The 13,588-nt window shown below is 64.5% G+C and carries 11 protein-coding genes and 1 riboswitch; of the genes, 6 read left to right on the forward strand and 5 right to left on the reverse strand.

Features of this window, described 5'->3' with window-relative positions; all coding sequences use genetic code 11:
* Window positions 1-79: 79 nt before the first annotated feature.
* Window positions 80-166: riboswitch (cyclic di-GMP riboswitch) on the reverse strand.
* A 203-nt stretch (window positions 167-369) separates the two neighbouring features.
* The 3 genes from BN1127_RS14520 to BN1127_RS14530 form a co-directional block, all read right to left on the reverse strand.
* The gene (locus BN1127_RS14520) at window positions 370-3,831 is read right to left on the reverse strand and encodes a hybrid sensor histidine kinase/response regulator (protein ID WP_041206320.1); all 3,462 of its coding nucleotides are present in this window, start codon (window positions 3,829-3,831) and stop codon (window positions 370-372) included.
* Window positions 3,832-3,913: 82 nt separating this feature from the next.
* Entirely contained in the window at window positions 3,914-5,053 is a 1,140-nt protein-coding gene (locus BN1127_RS14525; RefSeq protein ID WP_005330530.1) for a 3-phenylpropionate MFS transporter, read from the reverse strand.
* Between the two features lie 268 nt (window positions 5,054-5,321).
* The gene (locus BN1127_RS14530; protein ID WP_042649927.1) at window positions 5,322-7,415 is read right to left on the reverse strand and encodes a TonB-dependent hemoglobin/transferrin/lactoferrin family receptor; all 2,094 of its coding nucleotides are present in this window, start codon (window positions 7,413-7,415) and stop codon (window positions 5,322-5,324) included.
* A gap of 201 nt (window positions 7,416-7,616) precedes the next feature.
* Between BN1127_RS14530 and BN1127_RS14535 the strand changes: the two genes are divergently transcribed.
* From BN1127_RS14535 to BN1127_RS14545, 3 genes are read left to right on the forward strand one after another with little or no spacing between them, the layout of a single operon-like run.
* The gene (locus BN1127_RS14535; protein ID WP_041206321.1) at window positions 7,617-8,591 is read left to right on the forward strand and encodes a ChaN family lipoprotein; all 975 of its coding nucleotides are present in this window, start codon (window positions 7,617-7,619) and stop codon (window positions 8,589-8,591) included.
* A gap of 25 nt (window positions 8,592-8,616) precedes the next feature.
* Entirely contained in the window at window positions 8,617-9,171 is a 555-nt protein-coding gene (locus tag BN1127_RS14540) for a cysteine hydrolase family protein (protein WP_005329152.1), read from the forward strand.
* A gap of 39 nt (window positions 9,172-9,210) precedes the next feature.
* On the forward strand, window positions 9,211-9,615 hold the full coding sequence (locus BN1127_RS14545; protein ID WP_025328092.1) for a hypothetical protein: 405 nt from the start codon (window positions 9,211-9,213) through the stop codon (window positions 9,613-9,615).
* Between the two features lie 70 nt (window positions 9,616-9,685).
* On the opposite strand, the gene hutZ is transcribed toward BN1127_RS14545, so the two are convergent.
* Together hutZ and hutX are read right to left on the reverse strand one after the other, a co-directional pair.
* The gene (gene hutZ, locus BN1127_RS14550; protein WP_005329149.1) at window positions 9,686-10,243 is read right to left on the reverse strand and encodes a heme utilization protein HutZ; all 558 of its coding nucleotides are present in this window, start codon (window positions 10,241-10,243) and stop codon (window positions 9,686-9,688) included.
* Window positions 10,240-10,752, reverse strand: a complete 513-nt coding sequence (gene hutX / locus BN1127_RS14555) for a heme utilization cystosolic carrier protein HutX (RefSeq protein ID WP_005329147.1) — start codon at window positions 10,750-10,752, stop codon at window positions 10,240-10,242. The genes hutZ and hutX overlap by 4 nt, the downstream gene beginning before the upstream one ends.
* Window positions 10,753-10,920: 168 nt before the next feature.
* On the opposite strand from hutX, the gene BN1127_RS14560 reads away from it, so the two are divergent.
* From BN1127_RS14560 to BN1127_RS14570, 3 genes are all read left to right on the forward strand, one after another.
* Complete coding sequence (locus tag BN1127_RS14560) at window positions 10,921-11,760, forward strand: heme/hemin ABC transporter substrate-binding protein (RefSeq protein ID WP_005329145.1); 840 nt, start codon at window positions 10,921-10,923, stop codon at window positions 11,758-11,760.
* Window positions 11,757-12,788 (forward strand): FecCD family ABC transporter permease, encoded by a 1,032-nt coding sequence (locus tag BN1127_RS14565; RefSeq protein ID WP_005329142.1) that lies wholly within the window; start codon window positions 11,757-11,759, stop codon window positions 12,786-12,788. Before BN1127_RS14560 ends, BN1127_RS14565 begins: the two co-directional genes overlap by 4 nt.
* A gap of 15 nt (window positions 12,789-12,803) precedes the next feature.
* A partial coding sequence (locus tag BN1127_RS14570; protein ID WP_042649928.1) for a heme ABC transporter ATP-binding protein occupies window positions 12,804-13,588 on the forward strand: 785 nt, incomplete at its 3' end.

Raw genomic sequence — 13,588 nt, forward strand, 5'->3', positions numbered from 1 at the left:
ACAACGAAAAAGGCAACGCAACCTGACAGGTAACGCAGACATCATCGCAACCATGGCTTGGCCCATGGACGATACAACCTGTGGTGGCCCCGCTATCCTAGGCACTTTGACCCTTAGACCGGAGGCTTTGCGTCCCGGACTTTCATCCGGTTTGCCTTTTTGCACAACTTGATTTGCGACAAAAATAATCGCCGAATGACTATAGGTGGGAGCAGGAAGGGATGCTACCTAGTAAAAATGACAGCAAACAGGACTCACTTTTCGCAATTGTTCGCGAACATGTCGGCAAGCTGGCGCCAACATCGGTGATGCTGGCGCCTGATGATCATTCATGAGCGAACCTATCAATGATTGATTGTGTGAAGCCTGTCACTGTATTGGCAACAGCAGGCTGTTCATCAATGCCCGCAGCTTGAGCGGCTTGACCGGTTTGCTGACGTAGCCAAAGCCGTGATCGCGGATCTGCGTCTGCAGCTCGCTCTTGCGATCCGCGCTGATGATGATGCCGCCGATGCCATTGCCGTGGGCCAGCCGGATCATGTGCAGCGCCTGCAGTCCCGTCTTGCCATCGTCCAGGTGATAATCCGACAGCACCAGTTGCGGCAGGAAGCCGTCGCCGATGAGGGATAGCGCCTGCTCCTGGTTCTGGGCGCAGCGCACCTCGCAACCCCAGCGCCCCAGCAGGGAGGCCATGGCGATGAGGATCTCCTCCTCGTTGTCGATGCAGAGCACACGGATCCCCTCCAGCTGGCTGTCCCGCACCACGGGGGCCGCCACCTGGCTCGGCATCACGGGCCGGGTCGCGAGGTTGAGGGTGATGGCAAACACCGATCCCGCCCCCGGCCAGCTGCGCAGGGAGAGCTGGTGGCCCAGCACCTGGGAGATGCCGCGGGCGATGGCGAGCCCGAGGCCGAGCCCCTGCTCCCTCGCGGTGCGGGAGTGATCGAGGCGGGAGAATTCGTCAAAGATAGCCTCCTGCTTGTCCAGCGGGATGCCGGGGCCGTTGTCCCACACCTCGATGCGTACCTTGTCCCCCAGTCGACGGCAACCGAGCAGCACCCGACCACCGGGGTTGTAGCGAAACGCATTGGTGAGGAAGTTCTGCAGCACCCTCCGCAGCAGGCGCACGTCGCTGTAGACGGCGAGGCGGCTCTCCACCACGGAGAACTGGATCCCCCCCGCCTGGGCCAGCACCCCAAACTCGGCCTTGAGGTTGTCGAACATGTCGCGCAGGGCGAAATCGAGCTTCTTCGCCTTGAACTTGCCCGCCTCCAACCGTGAGATATCCAGCAGATCCGTGATGAGATCTTCGGTCGCCCCCAGGGCATCGTCGATGTGGCGGGCAATGCGGGCCGGCTCGTCTTCCGGCGGCAGCATCTCCAGCAGGGAGGAGGTAAACAGCTTAGCCGCGTTCAGCGGCTGGGTCAGATCGTGGCTCACCGCCGCCAGGAAACGGCTCTTGGAGTGGTTCGCCCGCTCCACCTGCTGGTTCACCAGCAGCAGTTGGCGGTTGAGCTCGGAGAGTTCATGGGTACGCTCGGCCACCCTGGCTTCCAGGTGCTCGTTCGCTTCGCGCAGCACCCGCTCCGCCGCCCGGAAGGGGGTGATGTCGGTGAAGGTCATCACGAAGCCCCCCGCCGGCATGGGATTGCCCTGCATCTCGATCACCCGGCCATCCGGCCGCTCCCGCGCCGAGACATGGGGGCTACCCCGCTTCATGAAGGCAACCCGCCGCGCCACCTGGGCCTCGATGTCTCCCGGGCCGCACAGCCCCTGCTGCGCGTTGTAGCGGATGATCTCCTCGATGGCGCGCCCCACCTGGATGAGCCCGTGCGGATAGTGGAACAGCTCGATGTAGCGCCGGTTCCAGGCCACCAGCCTGAGTTCCCGGTCCACCACCGAGATCCCCTGCCCCATGTGCTCTATGGCCCCCTGCAGCAGGCCACGGTTGAAGCGAAACACGTCGGAGGCCTCGTCCACTATGGTGGCGATCTCCTCGAGCTGCATGTTGCGCCCCTGCAGGGCAGAGGCCAGCACCAACCGGGCGGACGAAGTGCCAAACACCCCGGCCAGCAGCCGCTCGGTGTGGGCGATCAGATCGGCCGACGCCTGCATCTGGGGTGCCAGGGTGCCGCCCCGCTCGCCCGCGAAGCGGCCGAAGGCGCGCTTGACCCGGCTCGAGCCGACGAAGCGGGCCGCCAGCATCTCCAGCTCCTTGACCGAGACCCGCGCCTGATAGAGCGCCGTGGTATCGCGGCTCGGCTTGCCGACGAAGTTGGCGGCCTGCAACCGCTCGCTCACCGCCGCCCGCGATAGCAGCGAACCCGCCACGTAACCTGCGAGGTTGAGCGAGAGGCTCAGGAAGATGCACCAGGCCCCCAGGCTCAGATCGCGAAAGGCGGGCCAGTCCGGCGGCGCCAGCAGCGCCTCCAGGGGCGAGCCCGCCAGCAGGCCGCTCTCGGCCAGCAGGGTCACGAACCAGAGGCTGACCCCGAGGGAGAGCCCGAGGTAGACCCCCTTGCGATTGCCGTGCCGCCAGTAGAGGCCGAGCAGCAGGGCCGGGGCGAACTGGGCCACGGCGCCGAACGACAGGTAGCCGATGCGCGACAGGCTGGTGAGATCCCCGAGCCAGAGATAGAGCACCCAGGCCGCCAGCAGGATCAGCAGTATGGCGCCCCGGCGCACCTGCAGCAGCAGCCGCATCAGCCGTTCATCCCGCCCCTGCTGCCAGAAGCGGCGCAGCAGCACCGGCAGCACCAGATCGTTGCTGACCATGATGGCCAGAGCGATGGTGCAGACGATCACCATGCCGGTGGCCGCCGAGGTGCCGCCGAGAAACGCCAGCATCGCCATGCCGTCAAAGCCAAGGGACATGGGCAGGCTTATCACATAGGTGTCCGAGGCCATGTCGGCCCCGACCCACTGCTTGCCCGCCAGTGCCAGCGGCCAGATGAAGAGCCCCATCAGGAACAGGTAGAGCGGGAACAACCAGCGCGCCCAGTGAAGATCCTGGCCCTGGTTGTTCTCCACCACAGTCACGTGGAACTGGCGCGGCAGGCAGATGACGGCGCACATGGCCACCAGGGTATAGATGGCGAGCTCCAGCAGGCTGCCCGGCGACACCGCCACCACCGCATCGAGAAAGTCCCCGGCTACCAGGGTGCGGGCCTCGCTCGGCCTGGCAATGATGAGCCAGAGCGCGAAGCCCCCCACCGCCATGAAGGCGAGCAGCTTGACTACGGACTCGAAGGCGATGGCTACCACCATGCCGCGATGGTGCTCGGTGGCGTCCAGGTTGCGGGTGCCGAACAGTATGCTGAACAGCGCCAGCAACAGGGCGACGCCGAGGGCCAGCTCGGCCGTGTTGCCCGTGGGCCCCGCCGGTACAGAGTTGGCCATCAACAGATCCAGCCCGGTGACGATGGCCTTGAGCTGCAGCACCAGGTAGGGAAGTATCCCCATGACGGCGATCAGGGTGATCACCATGGCCAAACGCTGGGACTTGCCATAGCGGGCGGCGATGAAGTCGGCGATGGAGGTGATGTGCTCGCGCTTGGCCACCAAGATGAGGCGGGCCAGCAGGCGCCAGCCAAACAGGAACACCAGCATGGGCCCCAGATAGATGGGCACCGGCGACCAAGGGGATTCGCTGGCCTGGCCCACTGTGCCGAAGAAGGTCCAGGAGGTGCAATAGACCGCGAGCGACAGGCTGTAGAGCAGGGGTTGGCCCTTGAGGCGACGGCGCTTGCTCTTGTCAGCCACATAAGCGATGAGGAACAGCAAGCCCAGATAGGCGAGCGACAACCCGATCAGCAGCCATCCTTGGTGCATCTATATTCTTCCCTTGTTCAGATGTGTTGAGCGCCGCGCCGGCTCAGCGTGCCGACGGGCAACCGTCATTGAGTGTGCCCGCTCAGGCGGCGCCCTCATGCTCCCCGCGCAGCCGCAGGACGAAGACCGGCAGCACCACCAGCACCATGATGAAGAAAATCCCCCCACCAAGCGGCTCGAACAGCACACCGCAGATCGCCATCAGGGCGGCCACCGTCATGCCAAGGCCGAGCGCCGCATAGAGCGCCTGGGTGGGGATCTGCTGCTCGGCGGGCAGTTGGCGGGTCATGAAGCGCACGGCGCCGAGGTGACTGATGCAGAAGGTGACCCCGTGCAACAGCTGACCCAGCACCAGCACCGCCAGCTCGGTAGAGGCGCCGAGCAACACCCAGCGCACCACGCAACCGACGGCCCCCACCAGAAACAGGGTCTGGGCCCCGAAGCGGTGAAAGAAGCGTTTGTCCGCGGCAAACATGGCGATCTCCGCCACCACCCCCAGGGCCCACAGGTAGCCGATCAGGGTGCCGCTGTAGCCCGCCCCCTTCCAGTACATGGCGCTGAAGCCGTAGTAGGCGGCATGGCTGCCCTGCAACAGGGCGGTAATGAGCAGGAAGCGGCGCACCGGGGCTGACTTGAGGGTGACGAGCAGGGAGGCCCGGGCCCGCTCCCCCTTGAGCTCCTGGGGCACCGGCCGCAGCGGCAGCGCGCTCAGCGCCAGCATGGCCAGCAGTCCCGCCACCATGGTGTGCAGCACCCAGTCGCTGCCAAAGTTGCTCACCAGGGCGCCCACCAGGGTGGAGGCGACGATAAAGGCGAAGGAGCCGCACAGCCGCACCTTGCCATAGTCGAGGTGCGTCTGCACCACCATGCGGGTGGCAAGCGCCTCCCCCATGGGCATCAGGGTCGGGTAGATGAAGTTCGCCACCAGGGTCAGCAGCACCAGCCACCAGAGGCTGTGGCTGAGGTAGAAGCCCAGAAACGCCAGCAGGCTCAGCAGGCAGAGCAGCCGGGTGACGGGCAGCAACTGACCTGCCCCCTTGACCCGCCCCATCACCATCAGGTTGCCGGCAAAACGGATGGCCATGCCGACCCCCAGCAACAAGCCTATCTGCTCGGCGCTCACCCCTATGCCCTCGAGCCACAGGGACCAGAACGGCAGATAGGCGCCGTAGACGAAGTAGAAGGCGCCAAAGAACAGGGCTAACCAGGAGAAGGCGGGCATAGGGGCTCGGCAGCGTGACAAGGGGCACAAATGATAACCGATTTTGGCGCAGGGATCCCCAGGGGCAAGGGCAGATAAAAACGATGAATATCAATAAAGTTGAACCTTTGTCACATCCCTCTGTCTATCTGGATAACACCGCTTCCTGATGAGTGTTGCAATCCTTCTACCCGCCCCTGGCGGGTTTCTTTTTGGGGCCAACTCAGGCCGGCCCGCCAGAAACAGAGAAGGGGCCCTGGGGCCCCTTCATCATCGTCATGGACGAATATCAGAACACGTACTTGACCCTTGCACTCAGGTTGCGGCCCGGCTCGGTCTGGTTGCTGGTGTCCGCGCTGGCGGCGAGGCCCGTGATGCTCTCGTAGCTGACGTACTCCTTGTCGAACAGGTTGAAGACGCCGACGTTGAGCTGCAGATCCTGCATCGGCTTGAACTGGGCGTAGATATCCACCACGCCCCAGCCGGCGCTCTTGATGTTGTCGTTGCCTCTGGCGTCCTTGCCCACCTTGTCCATGTCGTCGGCAAAGCGCAGGGCGGTGTTGATGTTCCAGTTAGGCTGCTCCAGACGCACCCCAAGGCTGCCGTTGAACGGGCTCAGGCTGTTGATGTAGTTGCCGTCGCCGTCCTTGCCCTCGATGTAGGCCAGATTGCCCCAGACGTTGACCAGCTCGTTCAGCCAGTAGTCCGCCTTGACCTCGGCCCCCTTGGTGGTGGCCTTGTCCAGGTTCTGGTACTGATAGATGGCGGTGCGCCCTTCGGTGCCCACGGCGGTCAGCTCGATGAAGTCGTCGAACTGGTTGTAGAAGGTCGCCACCTCGTAGCTGAAGCTGCCGCGGCTGCCGCGCACCCCGAGATCGATGCCGTCGCTGCTTTCGGGCTTGAGGTTAGGGTTCGGCTCGATGCGATAACCGTAGGCCTGGTGGTTCAGGGTGGAGAAGGCGTTGTCATACATGGGCGCCTTGAAGCCGTGGCTGTACTGGGCGAACAGATTGGCCGCCTCGTGCGCCTTGAACACCAACCCCAGCTTGGGGGAGAACTCCCCTTCGGAGATCTTCTGCATGTTCTCGCCGGTGTAGGCGGGATCCTCGTCCGGGGTCATCTTGTAGTAGTCGTAACGGGCGCCCGGAGTCAGCACCCAGCGCTCGCCAAACTTGATCTCGTCGAAGGCCCAGAGCGCGCTGCGCTCGCTGGTGGTGGACGGGAAGCTCAGCTCGTTGTAGCCGACGAAGTCACCGGGGACGGTCGGCCCCTTGAAGCGGGTACGCTCGTTGTCGGTGTGCTCATACTCGACACCCCAGGCCAGACGCTGGTTGACGAGCGCCTTGCTGAACTTCACCTGAGCCCCCAGGCTCTCCTGCTCGAAGCCGTTGTGATCCAGGGAGTTCTTGGTCACATAGGGATTGCCCGGGTTGACCGGATACTTGGAGGAGGCGTACTGATCCAGGGTCTGCTTGGTGCGGGTGTAGTAAATCTTGCTGTCCATCCGATCCGCCCAGGGGGCGTTCAGGGCCAGGCCGTGATCCAGCACCAGGGAGAGGTTGTCGGTGTCTTTATCGGTGATCGGCTGGTTGAAGACGGAGCCCGCCTTGGTCAGATCGATGGCATCCGGATCCTGCCCCTCGGTGAAGTAGTCGACCGTCAGCTTCAGGAACTGATCATCGGAGAGGTTCCACTTGCTCTTGAGCAGCACCGCCTGGCTGACGATGTCGAACTCGTCCTTGTCACTGTCGTAGTTCTGGGTCACCCCGCCGTCGCGCCAGGTGTAGCGCAACAGGTTCTCGAACTCGCCGCTGCGCAGCGCCCCCGTGATGCCAGCCATCTTCTGGTGGCTGCTGGAGGCATAGCCCGTGGTCGCGTCCAGGTAGCTCTCCTTCCCCTTGAGGAAGTCGCCGGCATCCTTGGTGGTGATGGCGATGACGCCCCCCAGGGCATCGGAGCCGTAGGCCGCCGACGCCGGCCCCTTGGCCACTTCCACCTGCTTGATCATGTCGGTGTCGAAGTAGGTCTGGCCCACACCGCCATTCTTGTAGGCATCGTTCTGACGCACCCCGTCCTGCACCACCTTGACCCGGTTCTCGCTCATGCCGCGAATGGTGAAGGTCTGGGCATCCCCCGCCCCGCCCTGCACGCTCACGCCCGGCTCATAACGGAACAGATCGGCGACATTGCTGACGACCTGCTCTTCGATCTGCTCGGAGGTGATGACGGCGATGGGGCCGGAGACGTCTTCCAGCTTCTGCTCCATGCGGGAGCCGCTGACGACCATGACTTCATCCGTTTTCTTGTCTGCGGCGAAGGCGGAGGATACCAGCCCAGCCGCCACGGCGAGGGCAATCAGAGAGGGGGGGTTGTTGTGCGCCACTGCAAAGTCCTTATTGAGAATTATTATCAACCGAACGGCATCTTACCCAGACAGCCACAAAGATCAATAATAAAGTGAATCATTCTCATTTCCTTTTATTTCTAACCGGTTTTACACTAGCGCCTCTTTTTTCCTGCTCGCCATGCTGCCATCGTATGGTGCTGTACCTTTGCCAATCTCTGCCTTTGTGAGTGAGATGCCATGACTCGACGACTCCCCCTGCTCGCCCTGCCCCTGCTGCTGGCCGCCTGTGCCACCCCGCCGCAGAGCCAGCCTCCCCAGACCCTCTATCACTACCAGCTTGGCGAGGGGACGGACGACAGGCCCCTCAGCCTCGCCCAGGCGGTGGACAGGGTGAAGGATGCGGACATAGTGCTGGTGGGCGAGCTGCACAGCCATCCGGCCGTGCACCTGCTGCAGGCCAACCTGCTGGCGGAGCTGGCCGAGCAATCCCGCCAGGATGGGCGAGGCCTGGTGCTCTCCATGGAGCAGTTCAGCCGCGCCGATCAGTCCACCCTGGACGCTTATCTGGCCGGGCGCATCGGTGAAGCGGCGCTGATCCGCGATGGCAACGCCTGGCCCAACTACCCGAGCGACTACCGCCCCCTGGTGGAATTTGCCAAGGCGCAGCAGCTGACGGTGATCGCCGCCAACGCCCCCAAGCCGCTGGTGAGCTGTGTCGGCCAGGAAGGGCCCGAGTGGCTCGACAAGCTGCCGGCCAGCCGCCGCAGCCAGCTCGCCCGCGAGCTCACCCTGGGGGATGACCCCTATCGCCAGAAGTTCATGGCCTCCCTGCACCATGGGGATGCGGACGGCAATGCCCGCCGCTTCGCCGCCCAGACCAGCTGGGACGACACCATGGCCGAGAGCATGGTCGATTATCTCAAGCAGCATCCCGGCCGGCGCATCATGCACATCGCTGGCAACTTCCACGTGGAGGGGGGACTGGGTATCGCGAGCCGCATCGCCAGCCGCAATCCGGCGCTGAGAGTCGCCCTGGTAGTGCCTGAGACTGGATCCCTGGATGGCAAGGCCGCCCCCGGACGGAGTGCCGACGTGCGGGTGCACATAGCCCCCCTGCCGGAACGCTGGCTAAATGCAGCGGAAATGAAGCAAGATATGGGCGCGCTGCATCAATCCCGCAGCCGTGACTGCAGCCAGTGGCTGCAACCCTAATCTTCCAGGATACGGCGGGTAAAATATGGACGTGTTACTGATCATCGATGTGCAGCAAGGGGTCATGAAAGCGACCCATCACCAACAGCCACAGGTAGTGGCCAACATCAACCGGGCCGCGGTCCACGTCAGACAGCAACATGGCCGGGTCATCTACGTCCAGCATGACGACTTGCCAGGGGGCGAGCTGGAGCCCGGTACCCCGGGCTGGCAACTGCACCCGGCCCTGCAACCCGCCAAGGGGGATAGCCGGGTACGCAAGACGGCGTGCGACAGCTTCCTCGAGACCGAGCTGGCCTTCCTGTTGGCCGAGCAGTCCGTCGACCGGCTGATCCTCTGTGGCAGCAACACCGATTTTTGCGTCGATACCACGGTACGCAGCGCCGCGGCCCATGGCTTTGAGGTACTGGTGTTGCAGGATGGTCACACCACAGCGGATCGTCCCCACCTGAGCGCCGAGCAGATCATCGAGCACCACAACTGGATGTGGCGGCATCTGGACCTGCCCGAGGGCAGACGCATAACCCTGCTCACCACGGATCAGCTGCTCGAGGCGGCTCAACCCGCGCTGGCGTGCTAATCTGCCCGCCTTGAAGTGATCACCTGATTGGAGTCTTGCGTGCGTCTATTCTCTGCCGTTGCCCTTGTGCTGTTGTTACCGGCGATCACGGCCTGCTCCGGAATGCCGGGCACCACGCCCGACGGCCCGGCCCCCCTGTTTCATACCAACATCAACGAAGAGGGGAGCAAGCGCTTCACCTTCGAAGCCGCTCCCCTCGACGTCCTGCCTAGTCGGTTGCAGGAGGATGACAGCCGGCTGAGCCGCAACAGCAAGAGCCTGCTGGAGCGCCGCGAGGCCCTGCAGGATGAGCAACTGACCGAGACGCTGGCGGCGCGCAACTATTGTCGCACCGGCTACATAGTCCTCAGCCAGACCTCCTGGAAGATCCGGGGGGAGTGCAACGAGACCGCCACCCAGGCCGATCGCGACGCCTTCCCCAACAAGGCCTCCTGGCAGGAGTGATCCCGATTGGGGGACAGGTAACAAAACGGGCAGCCCAGGCTGCCCGTTTTTCATCTCATGACCCCGCACCTCAGACGGGTGCGTCCGTCTCGCTGGTCAACTCGGCGCCGTTGTCGACGCGCTTGTGCCCTTCCACCAGATGGACGAAGTCCACCAGCTCGTCACCGGAAACCCGGAACGCCTGGCCGAAGCCCTTGACGAACAGACCCTGCTCGGGCTTGAGACGAAACAGCACGAAGTCCTTGAGGTTGGAGAGCCCTTTGACGATGTCGCCGAAACGCCCCTCCAGCGCCGCTATCGCCTTGCCCCAGCGCTCGTCATCCCGCGCCACTACCTCGGCCACGGCGTCAAAGGTGAGTCGCTTGCGGGCGAACAGTTCGCGGGCGCCGGTCTCGTCCTCGATCAGCATCAGGGAGACCTTGGGCACCTGTTGCAGGTTGCGGGCATGGCGGGCTATCTCGGAGATCAGCACATAGTAGCCATCTTCCTGCAGCACGAAGGGGGCGTAGCTGGCATTGGGGTTGCCTTCGCCATCCACGGTCGCGAGCTGCAGGGTACGGCAACCGTCACGAAATTCGCGGATCTCCGGTTGCAGACGGTTCTGCAGACGCTCCTGACGTTCACTCATGCTTTCACTTCCTCTTGATACTGGTGGCGCAGGGCCTTGAAACGCTCCACCTGGTCAGGCAGCAGCTGACGCTGCTCGTCACGGCCCAGGTAGATCTTGAAAATGCAGCGACCGCTGTGGCCGAAGAACTGGAAGGAGTGCCCCTCCTTGCCCATGAACAGCTTGCTGACCAGGGCAATGCCGACCACGTTGTCGAGCTTGAGGTGGCCGTGCATCTCGCCGTCCCGACCCATCAGGTTGTAGTAGCCACGGGCAGTCTTGCCCTTGGGGAAGGGGGCCTTCACCTCGAAGATGGAGCCGTCAGACTCCACAATGGTGGTCACCTGACCCCAACTGGCCAGATCCGCCAGCAGGGCTTCGGCCTGATCGCTCGGCACCAGCGTCATCAGCTCGGCGGGCAGGTGGCGCACCACCTCCCACTCGCTGACGGCCAGCTCGGTGGCGATGCTGGAAGGATGGGCGCTGGGATCTTGTTCCAGCAGCGCATGAATGCGTTGTGCAATGCTCATCGGTTCTCCCTGGATGATCTGGCGATGGTACTCGGTCTCGCGGCGGATACTGTAATAAAGCGGCCCCCTTAACGCAATTGATAATCGCTTTCATTATCAGTGCATTTTTTTCACGAGCTTGATATTCTCGGCGGCAATCCCACTCTCATACACCCTTCGGAGGTTCGCATGGGCCGTCGTTTTGCCCTCGCACTCAGCCTGCTCGGCTGTTCAGCCCTTTCCCTGCCTGCTGCCGCGCAGGAACGTATCGTCAGCATAGGCCCGGCCACCACAGAGCTCATTATGGCCCTGGGGGGCGAGCAGAGCCTGGTCGCCACCGACGTCAGCAGCCCTGAACCCAAGGGGCTGCCGAGAGTCGGCTACCACCGCGCCCTGGCTGCCGAAGGGATACTGAGCCTGGCCCCGACCCGACTGGTCGGCAGCGACGAGATGGGGCCGCCACCGGCCCTGGAACAGCTGCGCCGGGCCGGCGTCGAGGTGACAGTGCTGCCGACGGCACCCACCCTGGCCAACCTCAACGAGCGGATCGACGCCCTGGCCGGCTTGCTGGGCAATCAGGCCGCCAGCACCAGGCTGAAGGCCGAGATCGCCGTCCAGAGCGACAAACTGGCGGCCCAGGCGAAACAGAACAAGCCCCTCAGGGTCGCCTTCCTGCTGCTGCACAAGGGCCAACCCACCAGCATAGCCGGCGGCAATACCACCGCCAGCGCCCTGGTGACCCTGGCCGGCGGCGTCAACCCGGTCGCCCGCTTGCACGACTACAAGCCAGTCTCCACCGAATCCCTGATCGAACTGCAACCGGATCTGGTGCTGGTGAGCGGTCGTGACTGGCAGCAATACCAGAGCGTCGACAGCGTGTTGGCACAGGTGCCGGCCCTGGCCGCCACACCGGCAGGCAAGAACAGGGCTATCCACGCCATCGACGGTCACGCCCTGCAAGGGGGGCTCAGCCTGAGATCCTTGCAGCAGGCCAATCAGATAGCCCAGTGGATCAAGCAGGGTTCATGATGCGTCTGCCGCTGCCCTGGCTGCTCGCACTCACCGGCTGCACGCTCGCCCTGCTGCTGGTCGGCTCCCTTGCCACCGGCCCCATGTCGCTATCCTTCGCCGAGAGTCTGCAGGCCCTGTTCGCCGGCAAAGAGAGCGGGATAGAGGCACACAAGCTGTTGATAGTGCAGGAGATCCGCCTGCCACGCACCCTGCTGTGCATCGCCGTGGGGGGCATTCTCGGCCTCTGCGGCGCCGTGATGCAGGGGCTATTTCGCAACCCCCTGGCCGACCCCGGCATCATAGGGGTCTCCGGCGGTGCGGCGCTGGGCGCCGCCCTGGCCATCGTGCTGCTGGCCCCCCTCGGCCAGCAGTTGCAGAGCCTGCTCGGCCTCGGTCTGCTGCCCCTGCTCGCCTTCCTCGGCGGGGCGCTCACCACCACCCTTGTCTACTTGCTGGGCACCCGTGAGGGGGGCACCTCGGTCACCGTCATGCTGCTGGCGGGCGTTGCCATCACGACGCTCTCAGGGGCCGTGATCGGGCTACTCACCTACCTTGCTGACGATCAGATGCTGCGCAACCTGAGCCTGTGGCAGATGGGCTCCCTGGCCGCCGGCAAGCCGGTGGACGTGGGGCTGGCGCTGCTGACCCTGGTCGCCCTGCTGTGGCTCTTCATGCGCGATGCCAACCCCCTCAACGCCCTACTGCTGGGCGAAGGTGAGGCCCGTCATCTGGGGGTCAATGTGCAATGCCTCAAGCGGCGTCTCATCCTGCTTACTGCCGCCGGGGTCGGCGTGGCGGTGGCGGTGGCCGGCATGATCGGCTTCGTCGGCCTGGTGGTGCCCCACCTGGTGAGGCTGCTGGCCGGACCTAATCATGTCAGGCTGCTGCCGCTCAGTGCCCTGCTCGGCGCCGCCCTGCTGCTCGGGGCCGACATGCTGGCCCGCACCCTGCTGGCACCGGCCGAGATGCCGGTGGGCATCATCACCGCCCTGCTGGGTGCCCCCTTCTTCATCTGGCTCTTGATCAAGAGTCGCCGGACGCTGTAACAGGAGAACGCCACCTTGCCCGGATCCCCCCTGCTCGCTTGCCGCGGGCTCAACCTCACCCGGGGCAATCGCCTCATCCTGGACAACCTGGATCTCGACCTGCATGGGGGCAGCCTGACTGCCCTGCTCGGCCCGAACGGGGCGGGCAAGAGCTCGCTGCTCAAGTGCCTGACCGGCGAGCTGGCCTATGAAGGCAGCATTTCCCTGTTCGGCCGCGAGCGGCAGGGCTGGGCCGGCGACGCCCTGGCCCACAGGGTCGGGGTGCTGCCCCAGAGCTCGTCCTTGAGCTTCCCCTTCCTGTGCGAGGAGGTGGTGGCCATGGGGCGGCTGCCCCACAGCGAGCCCGCCAGCCGCCGCGACCAGATAGTGCGGGCCGCCATGACCCATGCCGGGGTCGAGCACCTGGCGGGTCGCCTCTACCCCGGCCTCTCCGGCGGGGAGCGCCAGCGGGTGCAGTTCGCCCGGGTACTGGCCCAGATCTGGCAGGAGCCGTCGCCGGGACGGCTGCCCGATCCCGAGCAGCCGCGGCTGCTGCTGCTCGACGAGCCCACCTCGGCCCTCGATCTCAAGTACCAGCACCAGCTGCTCACCATGGCCCGCGCCCTGGCCACCCGCAATACCGCCGTGCTGGTGGTGCTGCACGACCTCAACCTGGCGGCGCGCTACGCCGATCGGCTGGTGATGCTGGAGCAAGGGCGCCTGATGGCGGACGGCTCCCCGAGCGAGGTGCTCACGCCGGCGCTCATCGCCCGTCTCTACGATTATCCCGCCCAGGTCATCCACCACCCCGAGACGGGGCA

Source organism: Aeromonas media, assembly GCF_000819985.1.
In the GTDB taxonomy this organism is placed as follows: domain Bacteria; phylum Pseudomonadota; class Gammaproteobacteria; order Enterobacterales; family Aeromonadaceae; genus Aeromonas; species Aeromonas media.